Origin of the sequence: Enterobacter cloacae complex sp. (genome assembly GCF_900322725.1) — a bacterium.
Taxonomy (GTDB): Bacteria; Pseudomonadota; Gammaproteobacteria; order Enterobacterales; family Enterobacteriaceae; genus Enterobacter; species Enterobacter quasihormaechei.
Map to the genome: position 1 here is coordinate 808944 of NZ_LT991957.1, position 24427 is coordinate 833370.

Genomic DNA, 24427 nt, shown 5'->3' on the forward strand with positions numbered 1-24427 from the left:
CCAACTCCTTAAGGTTATTTACCGTTACCGTCTTTACCAACATGAAGGATGGCAAGGAATGCTTCCTGCGGCAGCTCTACGTTACCGACCTGCTTCATACGCTTCTTACCTTCTTTCTGCTTCTGCAACAGCTTTTTCTTACGGCTGACGTCACCGCCATAGCATTTCGCCAGAACGTTTTTACGCAGCTGCTTCACGGTTGAGCGGGCAATGATGTGGTTACCGATGGCCGCCTGAATCGCAATGTCAAACTGCTGACGCGGGATCAGATCTTTCATCTTCTCAACCAGCTCGCGACCGCGGTACGGTGCGTTATCGTTGTGGGTGATGAGCGCCAGGGCATCAACGCGTTCGCCGTTGATCAGCACGTCCACGCGGACCATGTTCGAGGCCTGGAAGCGTTTGAAGTTGTAGTCCAGCGACGCATAGCCGCGGGAGGTGGACTTCAGACGGTCGAAGAAGTCGAGCACCACTTCCGCCATCGGAATTTCATAGGTCAGCGCCACCTGGTTACCGTGGTAAACCATGTTGGTCTGCACGCCACGCTTCTCGATACACAGGGTGATCACGTTGCCGAGGAACTCCTGCGGCAGCAGCATGTGACACTCTGCGATAGGCTCACGCAGTTCCTGAATGTTATTCAGCGGCGGGAGCTTGGACGGGCTATCAACGTAGATCACCTCTTTCGACGTGGTTTCTACTTCGTAAACAACCGTCGGGGCGGTGGTGATCAGGTCCAGATCGTATTCACGCTCCAGACGTTCCTGAATGATTTCCATGTGCAGCAGGCCGAGGAAGCCACAGCGGAAGCCGAAGCCCAGCGCCGTTGAGCTTTCTGGCTCGTAGAACAGGGAGGCATCGTTGAGGCTCAGCTTACCGAGCGCATCGCGGAAGTTTTCGTAATCATCGGAACTGACCGGGAACAGACCCGCATAGACCTGCGGTTTCACTTTCTTGAAGCCGGGCAGCGCTTTATCTGCCGGGTTACGTGCACCGGTCAGGGTATCACCCACCGGCGCGCCGAGGATGTCTTTAATGGCACAGACCAGCCAACCCACTTCGCCGCATTTCAGCTCGGTACGGTCAACCTGTTTTGGCGTGAAGATGCCCAGACGGTCAGCGTTGTAAACCTGTCCGGTGCTCATGACCTTGATTTTGTCGCCTTTACGCATGGTGCCGTTTTTAATACGCACCAGCGAGACAACGCCGAGGTAGTTATCAAACCAGGAGTCGATGATCAGCGCCTGCAACGGCGCATCCGGGTCGCCTTCCGGCGGCGGAATGTCACGCACCAGACGTTCCAGTACGTCCGGAACGCCAACGCCGGTTTTTGCCGAGCAACGTACGGCATCGGTCGCATCAATACCGACGATATCTTCAATCTCTTCCGCTACGCGCTCAGGATCGGCGGCTGGCAGGTCGATTTTATTCAGAACCGGCACCACTTCGAGATCCATTTCCATGGCGGTGTAGCAGTTTGCCAGCGTCTGGGCCTCTACGCCCTGCCCGGCATCCACCACCAGCAGCGCGCCTTCGCAGGCCGCCAGCGAGCGTGATACTTCATAAGAGAAGTCAACGTGCCCTGGGGTGTCGATAAAGTTCAGCTGGTAGGTTTCACCATCGGAAGCCTTATAGTCGAGCGTTACGCTCTGCGCTTTGATGGTAATACCGCGTTCGCGTTCCAGGTCCATGGAGTCCAGAACCTGGGCTGCCATTTCACGATCAGACAGGCCACCGCAAATCTGGATAATACGGTCAGACAGCGTCGACTTACCGTGGTCAATGTGAGCTATGATCGAAAAGTTACGTATGTTCTTCATATAGTTAAATAATTATGCCTTACGAATTCCTGGAGGCCGCTGTTCTTAGCCTGACGTTTTTCAGTGCGAAAACGCAGCATTCTACACTACATCCTCGTCTGCTGGAAATGCACTTAGAGCCAGGTATAGCGCGAAGAGTCGGCGTTTTCTTTATTGCGGTGTAAATAATAATAAAGCCCGGCAGATCACCGGGCCTCAGAAGAGAGCGTCTCAACACGAAGTTGGTCGGGTGCCAGCGCAACGCTGAGGATGACGGGCTGCCAGGCTTCCCGGGCGGTAAGCCTGGGGGAGAGGCCTTTAGCAAGCCAGAATCCGCCCACGCCGCCTAAAGCGGCTCCGCACATGGCAGCCAAATCTGTGCCAAACAGCATCTGGAAAACCCCGCCCATCACGAACAAACCTGCCAGCGGAGAAAGGTAAACCAGCATGGCCGAGGTGAGCAGGCTACCTTCAGCGATGCCCAGCTCCACTTTCTGCCCTGCCACCAGCGGCTGGTCACTAGGCACCGCAATAGTATGTGACGTCTGCGGCCCCAGCTTATTCAACACGCGGCTACCACAACCGGCTCGGGAGGCGCAGCTGCTGCATGATGCTTTAACATCACAGCTGACGAGCGCTACGCCATCCTGCCAGGAAACGACCGTGGCCCACTCTTTAATCATTGTGCCGCCCTGAATTTGATGCTGTCTGAAATGCGTTTTGCCGTTGGCGGCGGTAATTCACCGACAATGGTGATTTCCGCGTTATCGCGCACCGTGGTGCTAACCGTCCGGCGACCGGTACGGAGCATCTGTTCGGAACTGTTCGCCGTTGCGCGATTGATGTTCACCGAGAAGCTAAACAGACCATCGGAGTAGAGTCGTGACTCAACCGGCGTTTCGATGGTAGGCAGCTGGCGACGGCTGCTGGAAACTTCGCTGAACCCTTGCGGGATCCAGGAAGGTACCCAGTTGAAATTAACAGAATCGCCGGCAGGAACGGAAAGCAAAGGCGGCAGACTGGCTTTGGCCAGATTTTGCATGCTGTTGCCAACCTGGCTGTTCACGTCGAAGGAGATCACGCGGAACTGTTCAAGCGTTTCACCGTCGCGATCGAGCAGATCAACGCGCATCGGCAGCTTCGTCTCTGCGTCAATCCAGACGATATAGCTGTAACGTGTGCCATCCCGCGCCACAACGCGGATCACTTCGCACAGTCTGTCGGCAATACGTGTTCGCCCCACAGAGATAAAATCATAGTAGGGAGCGAGACGTTTAAAATCGGTATAAATGAGCGACGGCAGAGAATCAACGATGTAGTCGCCATTGAGCGTAAACGGCTCAAGGCCAGGCTCGAAATAGCTGATTTCGTTCCCACGCTGGACCACTTCCCGACGCGGGCCATCCATCTGTAAAAGCTGGGCGAGCGGCTGATTATCAAGGCGGGCGTGGCGATAGCGTAACGATTCGACACCCTGCTTATTGATGCTGATAAATGCCAACTCATAATTGAGTGACTGGCTGGCCAGATTCATTTGCTGCAACAACGCCCCGGATGAAACATCAGCCGAGGCGTTAGCAGAGAAGAACAGGCTACCCGCCATCAAAGACATGGCGAACCAAAGTTGCTTCATTACTGCGATTGCGTTCCTAAAGTTTGGTTTCCTGGCACCTGCACAGCAGCCTGCTGGGTTTGGGCCTGCTCAAACTGAAGCTGCTCGGAGTGCAGACGACGCTGCAACTCGTAATCCTGCAACATCGCATTAATGCGACGACGCTGCTCCTGTACCTGCTGTTGCTGTCCGCCGCTTGCGGAGGCATCTGCCGGTACGCCCAGGCTCACCGGGCTGGCTTTGCCCATCATCGGCAGCGTATTGAACACTGGCGCTTCAGGCTGCTGGCTGGCTTCAGACTGAGTATTATAGTGCTGGACCCCAACGATAACTGCAAGCGATACGCACGCAGCGACACCCATCTGGGTGAGCTGGCTCGCCCACGGACGCACCTTGTGCCAGAACGGCATTTTCTGCCACTGGTGAGGTGCAGGCTGCGCTTCAGGAATCAGCGGCGTGGTCTGATGAACAGGTTCGTTCTCAATGGCCGCCATAACGCGAGCTGAGATATCGAAATGGAGAACCTCGCTGGTATCACCGCGCATCGTGTCGCGGATGAGGTGATAGTTCTCCCAGGTCTGTTGCATTTCGGGAGAATGAGACAGCTCATCAAGCAGCTCACTATCCAGCGTTTCACCATCCATTAAAGCGGAAAGTTTTTCTTTCTGCATGCCTAATACCTTTTCCAGTATCCCGCTATCGTCAACGCCTGATAAGCGGTTGAACTTTATTATCAATGGCTTCTCGCGCACGGAAAATTCGTGAACGAACCGTGCCGACCGGACAATCCATGATGGCGGCTATCTCTTCATAGCTTAGGCCATCCAGCTCCCGTAACGTAATTGCCATGCGTAAATCTTCCGGGAGCGACTCGATCGTGCGAAAAACGATTTGTCTCAGTTCTTCTGACAACATTAAGTTCTCAGGGTTCGAAATTTCTTTCAGCGCGCCGCCACTTTCGAAGTTTTCCGCGTCGATAGCATCGACATCACTTGAAGGCGGACGACGCCCCTGAGCAACCAAATAATTTTTAGCCGTATTGACTGCAATGCGATACAGCCAGGTATAAAAAGCACTATCCCCCCGGAATGAATCCAGCGCGCGATAGGCCTTAATAAAAGACTCTTGTACGACATCAGGCACATCGCCTGACGGTACATAGCGGGAAACCAGACTCGCTACCTTATGCTGGTAGCGCACCACCAGTAGGTTAAAAGCTTTCTGATCTCCCTTCTGGACCCGTTCAACCAGGACCTGGTCCGTTAACTGCTCGCTCATCCGAGGTAATGTCTCCCCAAACCAAATTCCACGCGTTATCGAAACGCCACTCTACCAACATTGCACTTTGAGCAAGCACCGAGTTAGAGCGTCTGTTCTTCAATAAGTTCCGTAACGCCTTTGTTTTTGTTCATCGCGCCGCAGACCGTTCATTTTCTCTCATTATAAGTCTGTTCACGATACGCACCCGCTTTCTGACAAGAATCATCAACTTTATCGTCAGAAGAGTAACGCAACACAGGCTTTATTTCACCACAAAATCTGAAGCTAACGATCTGCTTCGCAAAATATTTCCCGTCATTTAGCGATGATTTAACTTCTGGCCTTTCGTTTAGTCATTGCAACACGCATCAAAAAAAACGTGCGATAACTCGCATCAGAATGCTATTCTCCCGACACCATGTTTAGTAAATTAAACAAACATCATGAACACGACGCCTGAACTTCATTGTGATGTACTGATCATCGGTAGCGGTGCTGCCGGCCTTTCCCTTGCGCTGCGCCTGGCAGAACATCAGAACGTCATCGTGCTGAGTAAAGGGCCGATGAGCGAAGGTTCCACCTTCTATGCACAAGGCGGCATTGCCGCCGTGTTTGATGAAACGGACAGCATTGCCTCACATGTAGAAGATACTCTGATTGCCGGTGCCGGGATCGTGGATGAGCATGCCGCAGAATTTGTCGCCAGCAATGCCCGCCACTGCGTGCAATGGCTTATCGACCAGGGCGTGCTGTTTGATACACACGTTCAGCCCAATGGTGAAGAGAGTTATCACCTGACCCGTGAAGGCGGGCACAGCCACCGCCGTATTCTGCACGCTGCTGATGCGACCGGAAAGGCGGTTGAAACTACGCTGGTCAGCAAAGCCCTCAGCCATCCCAATATTCAGGTGCTGGAGCGCAGCAACGCCGTCGACCTGATTATTTCCGACAAGATTGGCCTGCCCGGCACGCGCCGCGTTGTCGGCGCATGGGTGTGGAACCGGAATAAAGAGAAGGTGGAAACCTGCCAGGCAAAAGCCGTTGTGCTGGCGACCGGCGGAGCCTCCAAGGTTTACCAATACACGACGAACCCGGATATCGCGTCCGGAGACGGTATCGCCATGGCCTGGCGCGCCGGCTGCCGCGTGGCGAATCTGGAGTTTAATCAGTTCCATCCCACCGCCCTGTTCCATCCGCAGGCGCGAAACTTTCTGCTGACGGAAGCGCTGCGCGGTGAAGGCGCCTATCTTAAGCGCCCGGACGGCTCCAGGTTTATGCCGGAGTTCGACCCCAGAGGTGAACTGGCGCCGCGGGATATCGTGGCCCGCGCCATCGACCACGAAATGAAGCGGCTTGGCGTGGACTGCATGTATCTGGACATTAGCCATAAGCCGGCAGAATTTATTCGCCAGCACTTCCCGATGATTTACGAAAAGCTGCTGAGTCTGGGTATCGATTTAACCCGCGATCCGGTACCAATTGTGCCTGCCGCCCACTATACCTGTGGCGGCGTGATGGTTGACGATCACGGTCGTACCGACGTGGATGGCCTCTATGCCATCGGCGAGGTCAGTTATACCGGGCTGCATGGCGCCAACCGCATGGCATCAAACTCGCTGCTGGAGTGTCTGGTATACGGGTGGTCTGCTGCGGAAGATATTGCCAAACGCATGCCCTACGCGCGTGCGACAGCGTGCCTGCCGGCGTGGGATGAAAGCCGGGTGGATAACCCTGACGAACGGGTGGTTATCCAGCATAACTGGCACGAGCTGCGGCTGCTCATGTGGGATTATGTCGGGATTGTACGTACAACGAAGCGTCTGGAGCGCGCGTTACGCCGCATTATGATGTTGCAGCAGGAAATTGATGACTATTACGCCAATTTCCGCGTTTCCAATAACCTGCTGGAGCTTCGCAACCTGGTGCAGGTTGCCGAGCTGATTGTGCGCTGCGCAATGATGCGCAAAGAGAGTCGTGGTCTGCATTATACGCTGGACTATCCCGACACGCTGGAAACATCCGGCCCGTCGGTGCTGACGCCGCAGGTTCACATAAACAGGTAAAAGGCCTGGGTCAGGGCAGTGTAGTCTTCGGAATAACGCTGGTCTGGCCCGCGAATGACCATCCTGTCGATAAAGCACTCCCCCTCTTTCGGCGAGAGCGCCAGCAGCACGCGGTGCGGTAAGCGCCCTTCCGTATCGGAGATATCGGTACGAAGACGCAACTTCCAGCCGATCTCACGAGCGATCTCAATAAAGGTGTTGCCCGTGCTTTCAGGCAGGACCACGCAGAAAAATCCCTCTTCCGAGATAAGTTCCGCCGCACTGGTCAGGAGTGACGGGTGATCGAGCGAACGGGTGTAACGCGCCTGCTCGCGTTCCGGCGTTCCACACTCCACGCCGGGCACGAAATACGGCGGGTTGCTGACGATCAAATCGTAACGCGCGGTCTGCTCTGGTGCCCAGGTCAGGACATCTGCACATTCCACCCTGACGCGTTCTGCCCACGGGGATTCAGCAGCGTTTTCACGCGCCTGCTGCGCCGCCTGAGGATCAAGCTCAACGGCATCGATCGTGACGTGTTCTTCCGTTCGCTGCGCCAGCATTAACGCCTGGAGCCCGGTGCCCGTCCCGATATCCAGAATGCGTTTTACACCTGCGACAGGCGCCCATGCACCCAGTAAAATACCGTCTGTACCGACTTTCATCGCACAACGATTGTGCGCCACAAAAAACTGTTTAAACGTAAAACCATCGCGGCGCAGCTGCGCTTTGAGTTGAGACATGTCAGGGCAACCTTCTGTGTGAAACTGGAGTAGCATAGGGGAAAGCGAAGTGGCCGAAAAGCGATATCCATACAAACAGATGAAGATTACAGCCGTAACGTCTATAATCAGCGCCCCACACAGAGGTAGAACATGACTGTAACGACTTTTTCCGAACTTGAACTCGATGAAAGCCTGCTCAATGCTCTTGAGAGCAAAGGCTTTACACGCCCGACCGCCATTCAGGCCGCGGCCATTCCGCCTGCGCTTGAGGGCCGCGATGTGCTCGGTTCTGCGCCAACCGGCACGGGGAAGACAGCAGCCTACTTGCTGCCTGTGTTGCAGCATTTGCTCGATTTTCCGCGTAAAAAATCAGGCCCGCCGCGTATTTTGATCCTGACCCCGACCCGTGAGCTGGCGATGCAGGTTGCCGAACACGCGCGTGAGCTGGCGGCGAACACCCATCTGGATATCGCTACCATCACCGGCGGCGTAGCGTATATGAACCACGCGGAAGTGTTCAGCGAAAACCAGGATATCGTTGTTGCGACGACAGGCCGTCTGCTGCAATACATTAAAGAAGAGAACTTCGACTGCCGCGCGGTGGAAACGCTCATTCTCGATGAAGCTGACCGCATGCTGGACATGGGCTTTGCCCAGGATATCGAACACATCGCGGGTGAAACGCGCTGGCGTAACCAGACCATGCTGTTCTCGGCAACCCTTGAAGGGGATGCCATCAAAGATTTCGCCGAACGTCTGCTGGAAGATCCGGTGGAAGTGTCCGCCACGCCATCCACGCGCGAGCGTAAGAAGATCCACCAGTGGTACTACCGCGCAGATAATCTTGAGCATAAGGTTGAGTTGCTGAAACACCTGCTGAAGCAGGAAGATGCAACCCGTACCATCGTCTTCGTTCGCAAACGCGAGCGCGTGCATGAGCTGGCAGAAATGCTGCGCAACGCCGGCATCAACAACTGCTATCTCGAAGGTGAAATGGCGCAGGTTAAGCGTACCGAAGGGATTAAGCGTCTGACCGATGGCCGCGTGAATGTGCTGGTTGCCACCGACGTTGCCGCGCGCGGGATCGACATCCCTGACGTAAGCCACGTGATCAACTTTGATATGCCACGCAGCGGTGATACTTATCTCCACCGCATTGGCCGTACCGGCCGTGCGGGCCGTAAAGGTATTGCTATCTCTCTGGTGGAAGCGCACGACCATCTGCTGCTTCAGAAAATTGGCCGCTACGTTGATGAGCCGCTTAAAGCTCGCGTTATCGACGGACTTCGTCCGACCACACGTGCACCGAGTGAAAAAATGACGGGTAAACCGTCCAAGAAAGCGCTCGCAAAACGTGCCGAGAGAAAAGAGAAAGAAAAAGAGAAACCGCGCGTTAAGCAGCGCCACCGCGATACCAAAAACATTGGTAAGCGCCGTAAGCCAAGCTCTGCTGCGCCAGAGACAAAAACTGAAGAGTAAAAAAAAGCCGGGACATTCCCGGCTTCTTTATTCCCCCCCGTGGCTGAAACCTTACAGGCTTTCAGTAAAGGTACGTGCGATAACGTCGCGCTGCTGTTCCGGGGTCAGAGAGTTGAAGCGTACCGCATAGCCAGACACGCGGATGGTCAGCTGCGGGTATTTTTCCGGGTGCTCAACGGCGTCCATCAGGGTTTCGCGACGCAGAACGTTAACGTTCAGGTGCTGACCGCCTTCCACGCGGACTTCTGGCTTCACTTCCATTGGAATTTCACGGTATTCAATTTCGCCCAGCTTGCTCACCGGAACGATTTCGTCTTCCGCAAAACCTGCTTTCGCTACGACACAGCGCGCTTCGTTTTTCTCGCTGTCCAGCAGCCAGAAAGAGTTCAGCAGATCGTCGTTTGCTGCTTTAGTAATCTGGATACCTGTAATCATGTGTTGCCTCCCTTAGGCTACATTAACTGATGCTGGCCTTTCGCGGCCAATTGGTAAAACCATTGTTTCTTGTGTGTATATATAACATTCAGACCCCGGTGATTTATTGATTTAAATCAACAAAACCACTAACCACACAAAGAGTGTGGTCTGAATTTATTGTTTCAGATCAATTTCTTCGTCTTACCCATTCAACTTATCCCGCATCTTTTCCAAAATAAATTTAGCAACTTAGCCCACTTTTCAGCGTGCTATTTTGCTCACCGGGCTTTAGCAGGTAAGCTAGGCAGAGAATGAAATTCGCAGGAGAGCGAGATGACGACACCTTTAACCTGGCATGACGTGCTGGCAGAAGAGAAGCAGCAGCCCTACTTTATCAATACCCTCAGCACCGTTGCGGCTGAACGGCAGGCTGGCCAGACGATTTATCCGCCGCAGAAAGATGTGTTTAACGCCTTTCGCTATACCGAACTGAGCGACGTGAAGGTGGTTATTCTGGGGCAGGATCCCTACCACGGCCCTGGTCAGGCTCACGGACTGGCGTTCTCCGTGCGTCCGGGCGTGGCTATCCCCCCTTCTCTGCTGAATATGTATAAAGAGCTTGAAGGTACGATCCCTGGCTTTACTCGCCCTAATCACGGCTATCTGGAAAGCTGGGCGCGCCAGGGCGTGCTGTTGCTGAACACCGTGTTGACGGTTCGTGCAGGCCAGGCGCACTCCCACGCCAGCCTCGGCTGGGAAACCTTTACCGATAAGGTCATCAGCCTGATTAATGAGCACCGTGAAAGCGTCGTATTTTTACTCTGGGGTTCGCATGCACAAAAGAAAGGGGCGATTATCGATCGTCAGCGCCATCACGTACTGAAAGCACCGCACCCGTCGCCGCTGTCTGCACACCGCGGTTTCTTTGGCAGTAATCATTTTGTTCTGACGAATGAATGGCTGGAAAAGCGTGGCGAAAAGCCAATTGACTGGATGCCTGTATTACCGGCAGAGAGTGAGTAGTTTGAGTCTGAATGCCCGATGGACCGGGCATTCAATCAGCACAAAGGCTTATGCTTTATTCTGACGCCACCATTCCGCCAGCAGTACGCCGGTCGCAACGGATACGTTCAGGCTTTCAACGTTGCCTGTACCGTCGATAGAGACGCTCAGGTCAGCGCTGGAGAGTGCCGCATCAGACAGACCATCACGCTCCTGACCTAACACCAGCACCATTTTGCGTGGCAGCGTCGCTTTAAACAGCGGCGTTGCGGCACGGCTTGAGGTGGTGACAATGGTGTAGCCCGCTTTACGGAACTGCTCGAGGGCTTCCAGCACGCTGTCGCCGGTGATCGGCTGAACGTGCTCTGCACCGCCTTCCGCGGTACGGATTGCCGCACCGGACTCCAGCAGCGCGGCATCCTGTAACAGCACGCCTTTCACGCCAAAGTGCGCGCAGCTACGCATCATCGCACCCAGGTTATGCGGGTTACCTACATCTTCCAGCGCCAGCACGCAGTCATCGGCATCCGCCTGGCTGACCCACTGCTGCACGGTAGTACCGTTACGTTTTTTGATCAGGAAGCAGACGCCGCCGTGGTGTTCAGTACCGGACGCTTTAGTCAGCTCGGCATCGTCAACCACGTGGTAGGCTTTGCGGTTCGCCGCCATCCAGCGCAGCGCTTCTTTAAAGCGCGGGGTCACGCTCTGGATAAACCATGCGCGAACGATACACTCCGGGCGGCTCTGGAACAGGGCCTGACAGGCGTTCTCGCCGTATACACGGGTCTCTTCCGCACGCTGACGACGCAGCACTTCCGGATCGATAAAGCTTTTTCCGCTGATACCGCCGTGATCGGCCTTTTCAGTCGCCTCTTCACCCGGCGCGCGCGAAACGGTACGCCATGGCGATCCACCGTCGCGGACAACATCGTCGCGTTTGCGATCGTCACGCTTACGGTCATCACGTTTGCGGTCATCGCCGCGGTTATTTCTGTCATCGCGGGCGGGGCGACGGCCACCGTCTGCACGAGAAGACGCTGGACGCCCGCCACCCTTTCCGGTACGCGGATTTTGGGTGCGTTTATCAGAGTCATCATCACTGCGGACATACATCACTTTGACCTTGCCGCTTTTGTTTTTCATTTCGTCGTTCATGCTTTTCTCCACCAGCGCTGCGCGAAGCGCGCAGATTACCCGATGTGCAAGCTCATAGCCATAATTTCGTACAAAAGCCTGTGACTATTGTTCCCATTGAATAAAACGCGTTGTCGTTTCATACAGGCTCACTGATAATATGTAACATATCAGAAACATTATCGGCGTTCTGCCGTTGTTCCACGGCTCTATCAGAGGTTAGTTATGAATACCGTATGTGCCAACTGTCAGGCTTTAAACCGCATTCCGGACGATCGGATGGATGACGGTGCGAAATGCGGGCGTTGTGGCCACGAATTATTTGATGGCGATGTCATTAACGCGACGGGTGCTACGCTGGACAAACTCCTCAAGGACGATCTGCCTGTTGTGGTCGATTTCTGGGCGCCGTGGTGCGGCCCTTGCCGCAACTTTGCGCCAATTTTCGAAGACGTGGCGGAAGAGCGCAGCGGGAAAATGCGTTTTGTGAAAGTGAATACCGAAGCCGAACGTGAGCTCAGCGCCCGTTTTCGCATTCGCAGCATTCCCACCATTATGATTTTCAAAAATGGTGAAGTGATCGACATGCTCAACGGTGCCGTGCCAAAAGCGCCTTTCGACAGCTGGTTAAACGAATCCCTGTAACATTCACGGGGCACATCTTGTGCCCCGTTCTCTCCTCTGCGAAAATGGGGTTTTTCCTGCCTTTTCGCCCATGACTGATAACGCTGTACTTCAATTACGCGCCGAGCGCCTTGCGCGCGCCACCCGCCCGTTTCTGGCCCGAGGCAATCGTATTCGCCGCTGCCAGCGCTGCCTTTTACCGCTGAAGGTGTGCCTGTGCGAAACGCTTGCGCCGAGCGAGGCGAAAAGTCGCTTTTGTCTGGTCATGTTTGATACCGAACCGATGAAGCCCAGCAATACGGGGCGCCTGATCGCCGATATTCTGCCAGACACAGCGGCGTTCCAGTGGTCGCGCACTGAGCCACCTCAGGCACTGCTCGACCTGGTGGCCAGCCCGGACTATCAGCCAATGGTCGTTTTCCCTGCATCGTATGCAGGCGAACATCGTCAGGTGCTTTCGGCGCCGCCATCCGGTAAACCGCCGCTGTTTATTATGCTCGACGGCACCTGGACGGAAGCCAGAAAGATGTTTCGCAAAAGCCCGTATCTTGATGCGCTGCCGGTAATTTCCGTCGATCTGTCGCGCGTTTCGGCCTATCGCCTGCGCGAAGCCCATGCCGACGGCCAGTACTGCACCGCGGAGGTCGCGATTGCGCTACTGGATCTGGCGGGCGATACCCAGGCAGCCGGCGCGCTGGGCAGTCACTTCTCCTGCTTCCGCGAACGTTATCTTGCGGGAAAAACCGTTCATAAGGGTAGCGTCACAGCAACTGAGACAGAAAGCGTTTAAAATCATCAGGTCGCTTGCATTCACGGGAGGCCTGCATGAGCCAGAGAGGGTTAGAAGCGCTACTTCGTCCGAAATCCATTGCCGTTATTGGCGCCTCAATGAAACCGGACCGCGCAGGGTATCTGATGATGCGCAATCTGCTGGCTGGCGGGTTTAATGGCCCGGTCATGCCCGTTACGCCCGCCTATAAGGCGGTTCAGGGGGTGCTGGCGTGGCCGGACGTGCAAAGTTTACCGTTCGTTCCCGACCTCGCCGTGCTCTGTACGCATGCGAAACGAAACCTCGAACTGCTTGAGTCGCTCGGCCAGAAAGGCTGTAAAACCTGTATTATTCTCTCGTCGCCTCCTCAGCAGCAGCCTGAGCTGCTGGCCTGCGCCAGCCGCTACCAGATGCGTATTCTTGGTCCAAACAGCCTGGGTCTGCTTGCGCCCTGGCAAGGGCTGAATGCCAGCTTCTCCCCGGTTCCGATCCGTAAAGGTAAGCTGGCCTTTATTTCGCAGTCGGCTGCGGTATCCAATACGATCCTCGACTGGGCACAACAGCGTGAGATGGGCTTTTCCTACTTCATCGCCCTGGGTGACAGCCTGGACATTGACGTTGATGAACTGCTGGATTTCCTGGCGCGTGACAGCAAAACCAGCGCGATCCTGCTCTATCTTGAACACCTGAGCGACGCCCGTCGTTTTGTGTCGGCGTCACGTAGCGCATCGCGTAATAAACCGATTCTGGTCATCAAAAGCGGGCGCAGCCCGGCGGCGCAGCGCCTGCTGCATTCCCATTCGGGGATGGATCCCGCCTGGGATGCCGCGATCCAGCGCGCCGGTCTGCTGCGGGTTCAGGATACGCACGAGCTTTTTTCTGCCGTCGAAACGTTGAGCCACATGCGCCCCCTGCGCGGTGAAAAGCTGATGATCGTCAGCAACGGCGCCGCTCCCGCCGCACTGGCGCTGGACGAACTGTGGCTGCGCAACGGCAAGCTGGCAACGCTGGGCGAAGCGACGCTTCAGCGCCTGCGGGAGGTGCTGCCGGGCAGCGTTACTCCCGGTAATCCGCTCGATTTACGCGATGATGCCACAAGCGAGCGCTACATCAGGGCGATCTCCCTCCTGCTCGACAGTCAGGATTTCGATGCGCTGATGATCATTCATTCACCCAGCGCCGCTGCGCCCGGCAGTGAAAGCGCACGCGCGCTGATTGAGGCTGTCCGAAACCATCCGCGCGGCAAATACGTCACCCTGCTGACTAACTGGTGCGGCGAGTTCTCTTCACAGGAAGCGCGCCGTCTGTTCAGTGAAGCCGGGCTGCCAACCTACCGCACGCCGGAGGGCACCATTACCGCGTTTATGCATATGGTTGAATACCGCCGCAACCAGAAGCAGCTGCGTGAAACGCCAGCCCTGCCGGGCAACCTCACAGCAAATTCGGTGGACGTGCACAGGCTATTGCAGCAGGCCATCGAAGAGGGTGCCACGTCGCTTGATACGCATGAAGTGCAACCCATTCTTGGCAGCTATGGGATGCAAACGCTGCCCACCTGGATTGCCGGCGACAGCGCCGAGGCGGTACATATCGCTGAGCAGATTGGCTATCCGGTCGCGCTGAAGCTGCGCTCCCCCGATATTCCGCACAAATCAGATGTGCAGGGCGTCATGCTGTATCTGCGCACCGCGACAGAAGTGCAACAGGCCGCGGATGCCATTATCGATCGCGTTAAAATGACGTGGCCACAGGCCAGGATCCACGGCCTGCTGGTGCAGAGCATGGCTAACCGAGCGGGCGCGCAGGAGCTGCGCGTGGTGGTCGAACACGATCCGGTTTTTGGTCCGCTCATTATGCTGGGTGAAGGCGGCGTTGAATGGCGGCCAGAAGAACAGGCGGCTGTCGCGCTTCCGCCACTAAACATGAACCTGGCGCGTTATTTAATTATTCAGGCCATTAAAAGTAAAAAAATCCGCGGGAGAAGCGCTCTGAGGCCGCTTGATATCGCCGGATTAAGCCAGTTTCTGGTGAAGGTCTCTAACCTCATTGTTGACTGTGCGGAGATCCAGCGCCTGGATATCCACCCGCTCCTCGCTTCCGGAAATGAATTTACGGCCCTCGACGTGACGCTGGAAATTGCGCCATTTGTCGGTGATCGGGAAAGCCGTCTCGCCATTCGTCCTTATCCGCTTCATCTGGAAGAGTGGGTGGAGATGAAAAATGGAGAGCGGGCGCTGTTTCGCCCTATCCTGCCGGAAGACGAGCCGCTGCTGCAAGCGTTCATCTCGCAGGTGACGAAGGAAGACTTATACTATCGCTATTTCAGCGAAATCAACGAATTTACCCACGACGATTTAGCCAATATGACCCAGATCGACTACGATCGAGAAATGGCGATTGTGGCGGTTCGCCGTTCCGGAGAGGGAGAGGAGATCCTCGGCGTGACGCGCGCCATTTCCGACCCGGATAACGTAGATGCGGAGTTTGCCGTGCTGGTGCGTTCCGATCTTAAAGGTTTGGGGTTAGGCAGACGGCTGCTCGAAAAACTCATTGGATATACGCGCGATCACGGATTGTCACGCCTGAACGGCATTACTATGCCAAATAATCGGGGTATGGTGACCCTGGCGCGGAAGCTCGGTTTTGACGTTGATATCCAGCTGGATGAAGGCATTGTCTCCCTGTCCCTCAGCCTGACATCAACGGATAAACACGAGTAAGCTTCTGGAAATGTTACCCACTTTTCTCATCACTGGGGTATCATTGTCCGCTTATGTTGTTTGCCTGGTACAGACAACCCTTCAATGAACAGAGAAGAAACGCACTGTGATGTTGTCAAAATTTAAGCGTAATAAACATCAACAACACCTTGCTCAACTACCGAAGATTTCTCAGTCAGTTGATGATGTAGAGTTCTTTTATGCTCCCGCTCGTTTCCGGGAGACGCTTCTGGAAAAGATTGCCAGCGCGACGCGACGTATCTGCATTGTGGCGCTCTATCTTGAACAGGATGAAGGTGGGCGTGCTGTCCTGAACGCGCTCTATGAAGCGAAACGTCAACGTCCGGAACTGGACGTTCGTGTGCTGGTTGACTGGCACCGCGCGCAGCGTGGCCGTATTGGCGCGGCCGCCTCGAACACTAACGCTGACTGGTATTGCCGCACGGCCCAGGAGAACCCGGGGATCGATATTCCGGTGTATGGTGTGCCCGTGAATACCCGTGAAGCGCTTGGCGTTCTTCATTTCAAAGGATTTATCATCGATGACAGCGTCCTTTACAGCGGCGCCAGCCTGAATGATGTTTATCTCCATCAGCTCGATAAATACCGTTACGATCGCTACCATCTGATCCGCAATCCACAGATGGCCGACATCATGTTCAACTGGGTAGATAAAAACCTGGTTCATGGCCGCGGTGTCCACCGTCTTGACGATCCTCATCGCCCGAAAAGCCCGGAAATTAAAAACGACGTTCGCTCCTTCCGCCAGGAGCTGCGCGATGCGGTTTATCGTTTCCAGGGTGACGCCAGTAATGAAGAGCTGTCCGTTACGCCGCTGGTAGGCCTGGGAAAAACCAGCCTGCTGAACAAGACGATTTTCCATTTGATGCCGTGCGCGGAGCATAAGCTCACCATCTGCACGCCATACTTCAACCTTCCCGCCGTTCTGGTGCGCAATATTATTCAGCTGCTGCGCGAGGGTAAAAAGGTGGAGATCATCGTCGGGGATAAAACGGCAAACGACTTTTTCATTCCGGAAGATCAGCCTTTCAAGATCATCGGCGCACTGCCTTATCTTTATGAGATTAACCTGCGTCGCTTCCTGAGCCGTTTACAGTACTACGTGAACACGGACCAGCTGGTCGTGCGTCTCTGGAAAGATGAAGATAACAGCTATCATCTCAAAGGGATGTGGGTCGATGATGAGTGGATGCTGCTGACCGGTAATAACCTGAACCCGCGCGCCTGGCGTCTGGATCTGGAGAATGCCATCCTGATTCACGATCCTCAGCATGCATTAGCCGCGAAACGCGATCGTGAGCTGGAGCTTATACGCACACATACCACAGTGGTTCGTCATTACCGCGATCTGCAAAGCATCGCGGATTATCCGGTGAAAGTTCGCAAGCTGATTCGCCGTTTACGTCGGATCCGTATCGATCGCCTCATTAGCCGTATTCTGTAATTCCCGGGCCCTGTCACTGACGGGGCTTTTTTATGGAGCCTGTTAATGCGTACCCCTTTCCTGATGATCCCTCTTTTCCTGACCGGTTGCAGCCATATGGCGAATGATAGCTGGTCGGGTCAGGACAAAGCTCAACACTTTCTGGCGTCTGCAATGTTGTCCGCTGCGGGCAATGAGTATGCGCTGCACCAGGGGTATAGCCGGGATCGAAGTGCCACAATGGGCCTGATGTTCTCCATAAGCCTGGGGGCATCGAAAGAGCTTTGGGATAGCCGCCCCTCAGGAAGCGGCTGGAGCTGGAAAGATTTTGCGTGGGACGTAGCCGGCGCAACAACCGGCTACGCCGTCTGGCAGATGGCACATTATTAAAGGCGGATACCTTTTCCTTTGCGATGCAGCATCAGCGAGACAATAAACGCCAGCGCTCCCATTACGGTGACATACCAGAAAAAGGTCGTTTCACTGCCCCACGACTTAAGTGATAGCGCGACATACTCCGCCGAACCGCCGAACAGGGCATTCGCGACCGCATATGACAGGCCTACACCCAGCGCCCTCACCTGTGCGGGAAACATTTCCGCCTTCAAAATGCCGCTGATTGCCGTGTAAAAACTGATAATGATGAGTGCCACCATGATCAGCGCGAAAGCGGCATACGGCGACGTTGTCTGCTGTAGCGCAGTCAAAAGCGGAACGGTACCCAGGGTGAGCATGCCGCCAAAGATCAGCATGGAGGTGCGGCGACCTATTTTGTCCGACAGCGCGCCGACAATCGGCTGGATAAGCATAAAGACGAGTAACGCCACTGTCATGACGACACTCGCAACGTTTGCATGCATGCCCGTGGTGTTAACCAGATATTTTTGCATGTAGGTGGTGAAGGTATAGAAACTTAGCGAGCCCGCGGCGGTAAAACCTAACACCATCAAAAATGCTTTGCGGTTTCGCCAGAGCCCCTTCATCGAGCCCGCCTCTTTCAGCGCCCTGACCTCCTGTTGAGAGGTTTCATCAAGATGACGGCGTAGCCACAGGGCGACAACCGCCAGGGCAGCGCCCATAGCAAACGGGATGCGCCAGCCCCAGGCGCGCAAATCTTCATCGCTAAGGATTTGTTGCAGGATCACCACAACCAGTAACGCCAGCAACTGTCCGCCAATGAGGGTCACATACTGGAATGATGCATAGAAACCCTTTCGGCCTTCAACCGCCACTTCGCTCATGTATGTCGCACTGGTGCCGTATTCGCCACCGACTGACAGCCCCTGGAACAGACGAGCCAGCAGCAGCAATGCGGGTGCCCATGTTCCGATAGTGTCATATCCGGGCAGGCAGGCTATCACCAGAGAGCCGACGCACATCATGCATACGGAGATGAGCATGGAGGTCTTGCGCCCTTTTCTGTCTGCGATCCTGCCGAATAGCCATCCACCGATAGGGCGCATCAGGAACCCGGCGGCAAAAACGCCTGCGGTTTGCAGAAGCTGAGTGGTGGTATTCCCGGACGGGAAAAAGATATGCGCAAAGTAGAGTGAACAGAATGAATAGACGTAAAAGTCAAACCACTCTACGAGGTTCCCCGATGAGGCCCCAACGATTGCCCAAACCCGACGACGGGTATCCTTATTTGCCAAATTGGTGTTATCCGTATCTGCACTGGCTACGGTTTCTGTCATTTTAAAATCCCCTGTCTCACATTGCGGGCCATTGCCCACAAACAGTAAAACCGGATTTAAAACGAATCGTTAGGTAAATAAAATGTTTCTAATATGTTTCATTACGTTTTGTGAACTCGATCAGGTATCGAATTATTAGCGGACGTAGTAATTATCCCCACTTCTGCTGATGCGCCTTTTTTCGCTGCAAATAATCTTCATCTGCCCGAATTTTATCCCACCACTTTTTGAAGACCGCGGCGGCTTCTGCTTTTACGGGATCGCAATCCAGCGGTTTGACCTGGCGCTTCTCATCGTACTTTTTACCGCCTTTATGATTGGCATATCGCCTGGCGCGCGTATAGCCCATCTGAATGAATTTACGCGCCATATCCATACCCACAAAGTCGTTTTGCTGACGATATTCTTCAAACAGGGCGTATATTTCTTTTGCCGATCGCGCTGCAACTTCAGCATTTTTGTATCGCCAGTGCGGAAGTATCTCGCTTTTGTAAGGTTCCACCATGAGCACACCCTGCTCTCCCCGCCCCACCTGATACAACTCTGGATGGTCACGGAAATTAATGTTGGCAAAATCTTGTTGGTAATCAAAGGGACGTATCAAAGCAGCACCATTGTTAAAAGCGTTTTAACAATTGTAGGCACGGTCAGGCGGTGCCGCCACCCGGCATTTTCCGGCGCATAAAGCAAAAAACCCCGCACCTTACGGTACGGGGTTTCTTTAATTGATGCCTGGCAGTTCCCTACTCTCACATGGGGAGACCCCACACTACCATCGGCGCTACGGCGTTTCACTTCTGAGTTCGGCATGGGGTCAGGTGGGACCACCGCGCTAAAGCCGCCAGGCAAATTCTGTTCATCTGTATCAGGCTGAAAATCGTGTCTCTTCGCCAAAACATCTTCGGCGTTGTAAGGTTAAGCCTCACGGTTCATTAGTATCGGTTAGCTCAACGCATCGCTGCGCTTACACACCCGACCTATCAACGTCGTCGTCTTCAACGTTCCTTCAGGAGACTTAAAGTCTCAGGGAGAACTCATCTCGGGGCAAGTTTCGTGCTTAGATGCTTTCAGCACTTATCTCTTCCGCATTTAGCTACCGGGCAGTGCCATTGGCATGACAACCCGAACACCAGTGATGCGTCCACTCCGGTCCTCTCGTACTAGGAGCAGCCCCCCTCAATTCTCCAGCGCCCACGGCAGATAGGGACCGAACTGTCTCACGACGTTCTAAACCCAGCTCGCGTACCACTTTAAATGGCGAACAGCCATACCCTTGGGACCTACTTCAGCCCCAGGATGTGATGAGCCGACATCGAGGTGCCAAACACCGCCGTCGATATGAACTCTTGGGCGGTATCAGCCTGTTATCCCCGGAGTACCTTTTATCCGTTGAGCGATGGCCCTTCCATTCAGAACCACCGGATCACTATGACCTGCTTTCGCACCTGCTCGCGCCGTCACGCTCGCAGTCAAGCTGGCTTATGCCATTGCACTAACCTCCTGATGTCCGACCAGGATTAGCCAACCTTCGTGCTCCTCCGTTACTCTTTGGGAGGAGACCGCCCCAGTCAAACTACCCACCAGACACTGTCCGCAACCCGGATTACGGGTCTACGTTAGAACACCAGCCATTAAAGGGTGGTATTTCAAGGTTGGCTCCACGCAGACTGGCGTCCACGCTTCAAAGCCTCCCACCTATCCTACACATCAAGGACCAGTGTTCAGTGTCAAGCTATAGTAAAGGTTCACGGGGTCTTTCCGTCTTGCCGCGGGTACACTGCATCTTCACAGCGAGTTCAATTTCACTGAGTCTCGGGTGGAGACAGCCTGGCCATCATTACGCCATTCGTGCAGGTCGGAACTTACCCGACAAGGAATTTCGCTACCTTAGGACCGTTATAGTTACGGCCGCCGTTTACCGGGGCTTCGATCAAGAGCTTCGCGTTGCCGCTAACCCCATCAATTAACCTTCCGGCACCGGGCAGGCGTCACACCGTATACGTCCACTTTCGTGTTTGCACAGTGCTGTGTTTTTAATAAACAGTTGCAGCCAGCTGGTATCTTCGACTGATTTCAGCTCCGTCCGCAGGGACTTCACCTACATATCAGCGTGCCTTCTCCCGAAGTTACGGCACCATTTTGCCTAGTTCCTTCACCCGAGTTCTCTCAAGCGCCTTGGTATTCTCTACCTGACCACCTGTGTCGGTTTGGGGTACGATTTCGTGTTACCTGATGCTTAGAGGCTTTTCCTGGAAGCAGGGCATTTATCACTTCAGCACCGTAGTGCCTCGTCATCACACCTCAGCGTTAAAAGGTACCGGATTTACCTGGAACCTCCGCCTACATGCTTAAACCGGGACAACCGTCGCCCGGCTGACATAGCCTTCTCCGTCCCCCCTTCGCAGTAACACCAAGTACAGGAATATTAACCTGTTTCCCATCGACTACGCCTTTCGGCCTCGCCTTAGGGGTCGACTCACCCTGCCCCGATTAACGTTGGACAGGAACCCTTGGTCTTCCGGCGAGCGGGCTTTTCACCCGCTTTATCGTTACTTATGTCAGCATTCGCACTTCTGATACCTCCAGCAACCCTCACAGGCCACCTTCAACGGCTTACAGAACGCTCCCCTACCCAACAACACATAGTGTCGCTGCCGCAGCTTCGGTGCATGGTTTAGCCCCGTTACATCTTCCGCGCAGGCCGACTCGACCAGTGAGCTATTACGCTTTCTTTAAATGATGGCTGCTTCTAAGCCAACATCCTGGCTGTCTGTGCCTTCCCACATCGTTTCCCACTTAACCATGACTTTGGGACCTTAGCTGGCGGTCTGGGTTGTTTCCCTCTTCACGACGGACGTTAGCACCCGCCGTGTGTCTCCCGTGATAACATTCTTCGGTATTCGTAGTTTGCATCGGGTTGGTAAGCCGGGATGGCCCCCTAGCCGAAACAGTGCTCTACCCCCGAAGATGAATTCACGAGGCGCTACCTAAATAGCTTTCGGGGAGAACCAGCTATCTCCCGGTTTGATTGGCCTTTCACCCCCAGCCACAGGTCATCCGCTAATTTTTCAACATTAGTCGGTTCGGTCCTCCAGTTAGTGTTACCCAACCTTCAACCTGCCCATGGCTAGATCACCGGGTTTCGGGTCTATACCCTGCAACTTAACGCCCAGTTAAGACTCGGTTTCCCTTCGGCTCCCCTATACGGTTAACCTTGCTACAGAATATAAGTCGCTGACCCATTATACAAAAGGTACGCAGTCACCCCATAAAGAGGCTCCCACTGCTTGTACGTACACGGTTTCAGGTTCTTTTTCACTCCCCTCGCCGGGGTTCTTTTCGCCTTTCCCTCACGGTACTGGTTCACTATCGGTCAGTCAGGAGTATTTAGCCTTGGAGGATGGTCCCCCCATATTCAGACAGGATACCACGTGTCCCGCCCTACTCTTCGAGTTCACAACAAGTGTGTTTTCGTGTACGGGACTATCACCCTGTACCGTCGGACTTTCCAGACCGTTCCACTAACACACAAGCTGATTCAGACTCCGGGCTGCTCCCCGTTCGCTCGCCGCTACTGGGGGAATCTCGGTTGATTTCTTTTCCTCGGGGTACTTAGATGTTTCAGTTCCCCCGGTTCGCCTCGTTAACCTATGTATTCAGTTAACGATAGTGCAACGGATTGCACTGGGTTTCCCCATTCGGACATCGACGGGTCAAAGGTTCATATCACCTCGCCGTCGCTTTTCGCAGATTAGCACGTCCTTCATCGCCTCTGACTGCCAGGGCATCCACCGTGTACGCTTAGTCGCTTAACCTCACAACCCGAAGATGTTTCACTTCTGATTGCGAAAATTTGAGAGACTCGGACACACATGAGCTGTGTGTCGTTTCAATTTTCAGCTTGATCCAGATTTTTAAAGAGCAAATATCTCAAACATGACTCGTAAGTCAGTTTTGAGATATGACGGCAGGTGACTTTCACTCACGAACCAGCAAGTGGCGTCCCCTAGGGGATTCGAACCCCTGTTACCGCCGTGAAAGGGCGGTGTCCTGGGCCTCTAGACGAAGGGGACGTACAGTCTCAATCGCAAGACGCCTTGCTATTTACTTTTCATCAGACAATCTGTGTGAGCACTACAAAGGCAGGTTCTTTAAGGTAAGGAGGTGATCCAACCGCAGGTTCCCCTACGGTTACCTTGTTACGACTTCACCCCAGTCATGAATCACAAAGTGGTAAGCGCCCTCCCGAAGGTTAAGCTACCTACTTCTTTTGCAACCCACTCCCATGGTGTGACGGGCGGTGTGTACAAGGCCCGGGAACGTATTCACCGTGGCATTCTGATCCACGATTACTAGCGATTCCGACTTCATGGAGTCGAGTTGCAGACTCCAATCCGGACTACGACGCACTTTATGAGGTCCGCTTGCTCTCGCGAGGTCGCTTCTCTTTGTATGCGCCATTGTAGCACGTGTGTAGCCCTACTCGTAAGGGCCATGATGACTTGACGTCATCCCCACCTTCCTCCAGTTTATCACTGGCAGTCTCCTTTGAGTTCCCGGCCTAACCGCTGGCAACAAAGGATAAGGGTTGCGCTCGTTGCGGGACTTAACCCAACATTTCACAACACGAGCTGACGACAGCCATGCAGCACCTGTCTCAGAGTTCCCGAAGGCACCAAAGCATCTCTGCTAAGTTCTCTGGATGTCAAGAGTAGGTAAGGTTCTTCGCGTTGCATCGAATTAAACCACATGCTCCACCGCTTGTGCGGGCCCCCGTCAATTCATTTGAGTTTTAACCTTGCGGCCGTACTCCCCAGGCGGTCGACTTAACGCGTTAGCTCCGGAAGCCACGCCTCAAGGGCACAACCTCCAAGTCGACATCGTTTACGGCGTGGACTACCAGGGTATCTAATCCTGTTTGCTCCCCACGCTTTCGCACCTGAGCGTCAGTCTTTGTCCAGGGGGCCGCCTTCGCCACCGGTATTCCTCCAGATCTCTACGCATTTCACCGCTACACCTGGAATTCTACCCCCCTCTACAAGACTCTAGCCTGCCAGTTTCGAATGCAGTTCCCAGGTTGAGCCCGGGGATTTCACATCCGACTTGACAGACCGCCTGCGTGCGCTTTACGCCCAGTAATTCCGATTAACGCTTGCACCCTCCGTATTACCGCGGCTGCTGGCACGGAGTTAGCCGGTGCTTCTTCTGCGGGTAACGTCAATTGCTGAGGTTATTAACCTCAACACCTTCCTCCCCGCTGAAAGTACTTTACAACCCGAAGGCCTTCTTCATACACGCGGCATGGCTGCATCAGGCTTGCGCCCATTGTGCAATATTCCCCACTGCTGCCTCCCGTAGGAGTCTGGACCGTGTCTCAGTTCCAGTGTGGCTGGTCATCCTCTCAGACCAGCTAGGGATCGTCGCCTAGGTGAGCCGTTACCCCACCTACTAGCTAATCCCATCTGGGCACATCCGATGGCAAGAGGCCCGAAGGTCCCCCTCTTTGGTCTTGCGACGTTATGCGGTATTAGCTACCGTTTCCAGTAGTTATCCCCCTCCATCAGGCAGTTTCCCAGACATTACTCACCCGTCCGCCACTCGTCAGCGAAGCAGCAAGCTGCTTCCTGTTACCGTTCGACTTGCATGTGTTAGGCCTGCCGCCAGCGTTCAATCTGAGCCATGATCAAACTCTTCAATTTAAAAGTT

General features: G+C 54.4%; 18 protein-coding genes, 1 tRNA gene and 3 rRNA genes. 8 read left to right on the forward strand and 14 right to left on the reverse strand.

The genetic code is table 11. The features are described from left to right. Positions 1 to 14 precede the first annotated feature (14 nt). The 5 genes from lepA to rpoE form a co-directional block, all read right to left on the reverse strand. Positions 15 to 1820, reverse strand: a complete 1806-nt coding sequence (gene lepA, locus DBR02_RS04215) for a translation elongation factor 4 (protein ID WP_003860714.1) — start codon at positions 1818 to 1820, stop codon at positions 15 to 17. 185 nt (positions 1821 to 2005) lie between these two features. Beyond that, positions 2006 to 2482 carry a SoxR-reducing system protein RseC gene (gene rseC / locus DBR02_RS04220; protein ID WP_063450543.1) on the reverse strand — a complete coding sequence of 159 codons (477 nt, stop codon included), beginning with the start codon at positions 2480 to 2482 and terminating at the stop codon, positions 2006 to 2008. Continuing rightward, on the reverse strand, positions 2479 to 3432 hold the full coding sequence (rseB, locus tag DBR02_RS04225; protein ID WP_003860717.1) for a sigma-E factor regulatory protein RseB: 954 nt from the start codon (positions 3430 to 3432) through the stop codon (positions 2479 to 2481). The genes rseC and rseB overlap by 4 nt, the downstream gene beginning before the upstream one ends. Beyond that, a complete protein-coding gene (rseA, locus tag DBR02_RS04230) occupies positions 3432 to 4082 on the reverse strand; it encodes an anti-sigma-E factor RseA (RefSeq protein ID WP_063450544.1) in 651 nt (216 codons plus the stop codon). Before rseA ends, rseB begins: the two co-directional genes overlap by 1 nt. A 31-nt stretch (positions 4083 to 4113) precedes the next feature. Beyond that, positions 4114 to 4689: an RNA polymerase sigma factor RpoE gene (gene rpoE, locus DBR02_RS04235; RefSeq protein ID WP_006176728.1), complete on the reverse strand. Its 576-nt coding sequence runs from the start codon at positions 4687 to 4689 to the stop codon at positions 4114 to 4116. Positions 4690 to 5114: 425 nt separating this feature from the next. On the opposite strand from rpoE, the gene nadB reads away from it, so the two are divergent. After that, a complete protein-coding gene (gene nadB, locus DBR02_RS04240) occupies positions 5115 to 6734 on the forward strand; it encodes an L-aspartate oxidase (protein WP_107533540.1) in 1620 nt (539 codons plus the stop codon). Here nadB and trmN read toward each other — a convergent pair. Next, positions 6719 to 7456, reverse strand: a complete 738-nt coding sequence (trmN, locus tag DBR02_RS04245) for a tRNA(1)(Val) (adenine(37)-N(6))-methyltransferase TrmN (RefSeq protein WP_107533541.1) — start codon at positions 7454 to 7456, stop codon at positions 6719 to 6721. The two genes, nadB and trmN, sit on opposite strands and share 16 nt — an antisense overlap. 132 nt (positions 7457 to 7588) lie before the next feature. On the opposite strand from trmN, the gene srmB reads away from it, so the two are divergent. Further along, entirely contained in the window at positions 7589 to 8917 is a 1329-nt protein-coding gene (gene srmB, locus DBR02_RS04250) for an ATP-dependent RNA helicase SrmB (protein WP_063450547.1), read from the forward strand. Positions 8918 to 8968: 51 nt separating this feature from the next. On the opposite strand, the gene grcA is transcribed toward srmB, so the two are convergent. Further along, complete coding sequence (gene grcA, locus DBR02_RS04255; RefSeq protein WP_008502190.1) at positions 8969 to 9352, reverse strand: autonomous glycyl radical cofactor GrcA; 384 nt, start codon at positions 9350 to 9352, stop codon at positions 8969 to 8971. A 315-nt stretch (positions 9353 to 9667) separates the two neighbouring features. Between grcA and ung the strand changes: the two genes are divergently transcribed. Continuing rightward, a complete protein-coding gene (gene ung, locus DBR02_RS04260) occupies positions 9668 to 10357 on the forward strand; it encodes a uracil-DNA glycosylase (RefSeq protein WP_107533542.1) in 690 nt (229 codons plus the stop codon). 48 nt (positions 10358 to 10405) lie between these two features. Here ung and DBR02_RS04265 read toward each other — a convergent pair whose 3' ends face one another. After that, positions 10406 to 11491, reverse strand: coding sequence for a tRNA/rRNA methyltransferase (locus DBR02_RS04265; RefSeq protein WP_017383555.1), 1086 nt, complete (start codon positions 11489 to 11491; stop codon positions 10406 to 10408). 204 nt (positions 11492 to 11695) lie between these two features. On the opposite strand from DBR02_RS04265, the gene trxC reads away from it, so the two are divergent. From trxC to DBR02_RS04295, 5 genes are all read left to right on the forward strand, one after another. Next, positions 11696 to 12115: a thioredoxin TrxC gene (gene trxC / locus DBR02_RS04275; protein WP_003860733.1), complete on the forward strand. Its 420-nt coding sequence runs from the start codon at positions 11696 to 11698 to the stop codon at positions 12113 to 12115. A gap of 70 nt (positions 12116 to 12185) precedes the next feature. Beyond that, positions 12186 to 12884, forward strand: coding sequence for a tRNA-uridine aminocarboxypropyltransferase (tapT, locus tag DBR02_RS04280; RefSeq protein WP_063867948.1), 699 nt, complete (start codon positions 12186 to 12188; stop codon positions 12882 to 12884). Between the two features lie 35 nt (positions 12885 to 12919). Beyond that, positions 12920 to 15583, forward strand: a complete 2664-nt coding sequence (locus DBR02_RS04285; RefSeq protein WP_107533543.1) for a bifunctional acetate--CoA ligase family protein/GNAT family N-acetyltransferase — start codon at positions 12920 to 12922, stop codon at positions 15581 to 15583. 109 nt (positions 15584 to 15692) lie between these two features. Beyond that, positions 15693 to 17048: a CDP-diacylglycerol--serine O-phosphatidyltransferase gene (gene pssA, locus DBR02_RS04290; RefSeq protein WP_063450550.1), complete on the forward strand. Its 1356-nt coding sequence runs from the start codon at positions 15693 to 15695 to the stop codon at positions 17046 to 17048. 45 nt (positions 17049 to 17093) lie between these two features. After that, a complete protein-coding gene (locus tag DBR02_RS04295) occupies positions 17094 to 17417 on the forward strand; it encodes a YfiM family lipoprotein (RefSeq protein ID WP_107533544.1) in 324 nt (107 codons plus the stop codon). Here the strand turns inward: DBR02_RS04295 and DBR02_RS04300 are convergent. The 6 genes from DBR02_RS04300 to DBR02_RS04325 all read right to left on the reverse strand — a co-directional run bounded on the left by DBR02_RS04300 (position 17414) and on the right by DBR02_RS04325 (position 24420). After that, positions 17414 to 18721: an MFS transporter gene (locus tag DBR02_RS04300; protein WP_107533545.1), complete on the reverse strand. Its 1308-nt coding sequence runs from the start codon at positions 18719 to 18721 to the stop codon at positions 17414 to 17416. The genes DBR02_RS04295 and DBR02_RS04300 overlap by 4 nt on opposite strands. A 151-nt stretch (positions 18722 to 18872) precedes the next feature. Beyond that, positions 18873 to 19325, reverse strand: a complete 453-nt coding sequence (locus DBR02_RS04305; RefSeq protein ID WP_063450553.1) for a DUF4385 domain-containing protein — start codon at positions 19323 to 19325, stop codon at positions 18873 to 18875. A 126-nt stretch (positions 19326 to 19451) separates the two neighbouring features. Next, positions 19452 to 19567: ribosomal RNA gene (rrf, locus tag DBR02_RS04310) — 5S ribosomal RNA — on the reverse strand. A 65-nt stretch (positions 19568 to 19632) separates the two neighbouring features. Continuing rightward, a 23S ribosomal RNA gene (locus DBR02_RS04315) occupies positions 19633 to 22536 on the reverse strand. Between the two features lie 182 nt (positions 22537 to 22718). Further along, positions 22719 to 22794, reverse strand: a tRNA-Glu gene (locus DBR02_RS04320). A gap of 84 nt (positions 22795 to 22878) precedes the next feature. Continuing rightward, a 16S ribosomal RNA gene (locus tag DBR02_RS04325) occupies positions 22879 to 24420 on the reverse strand. The 16S, 23S and 5S rRNA genes sit together here with 1 tRNA gene alongside, the layout of an rRNA operon. Positions 24421 to 24427: the final 7 nt, after the last annotated feature.

Bases quoted from the DNA above. Each gene is read 5' to 3' on its own strand.
- lepA (WP_003860714.1), bottom strand. From the start codon at position 1,820: ATGAAGAACATACGTAACTTTTCGATCATAGCTCACATTGACCACGGT.
- rseC (WP_063450543.1), bottom strand. From the start codon at position 2,482: ATGATTAAAGAGTGGGCCACGGTCGTTTCCTGGCAGGATGGCGTAGCG.
- rseB (WP_003860717.1), bottom strand. From the start codon at position 3,432: ATGAAGCAACTTTGGTTCGCCATGTCTTTGATGGCGGGTAGCCTGTTC.
- rseA (WP_063450544.1), bottom strand. From the start codon at position 4,082: ATGCAGAAAGAAAAACTTTCCGCTTTAATGGATGGTGAAACGCTGGAT.
- rpoE (WP_006176728.1), bottom strand. From the start codon at position 4,689: ATGAGCGAGCAGTTAACGGACCAGGTCCTGGTTGAACGGGTCCAGAAG.
- nadB (WP_107533540.1), top strand. From the start codon at position 5,115: ATGAACACGACGCCTGAACTTCATTGTGATGTACTGATCATCGGTAGC.
- trmN (WP_107533541.1), bottom strand. From the start codon at position 7,456: ATGTCTCAACTCAAAGCGCAGCTGCGCCGCGATGGTTTTACGTTTAAA.
- srmB (WP_063450547.1), top strand. From the start codon at position 7,589: ATGACTGTAACGACTTTTTCCGAACTTGAACTCGATGAAAGCCTGCTC.
- grcA (WP_008502190.1), bottom strand. From the start codon at position 9,352: ATGATTACAGGTATCCAGATTACTAAAGCAGCAAACGACGATCTGCTG.
- ung (WP_107533542.1), top strand. From the start codon at position 9,668: ATGACGACACCTTTAACCTGGCATGACGTGCTGGCAGAAGAGAAGCAG.
- DBR02_RS04265 (WP_017383555.1), bottom strand. From the start codon at position 11,491: ATGAACGACGAAATGAAAAACAAAAGCGGCAAGGTCAAAGTGATGTAT.
- trxC (WP_003860733.1), top strand. From the start codon at position 11,696: ATGAATACCGTATGTGCCAACTGTCAGGCTTTAAACCGCATTCCGGAC.
- tapT (WP_063867948.1), top strand. From the start codon at position 12,186: ATGACTGATAACGCTGTACTTCAATTACGCGCCGAGCGCCTTGCGCGC.
- DBR02_RS04285 (WP_107533543.1), top strand. From the start codon at position 12,920: ATGAGCCAGAGAGGGTTAGAAGCGCTACTTCGTCCGAAATCCATTGCC.
- pssA (WP_063450550.1), top strand. From the start codon at position 15,693: ATGTTGTCAAAATTTAAGCGTAATAAACATCAACAACACCTTGCTCAA.
- DBR02_RS04295 (WP_107533544.1), top strand. From the start codon at position 17,094: ATGCGTACCCCTTTCCTGATGATCCCTCTTTTCCTGACCGGTTGCAGC.
- DBR02_RS04300 (WP_107533545.1), bottom strand. From the start codon at position 18,721: ATGACAGAAACCGTAGCCAGTGCAGATACGGATAACACCAATTTGGCA.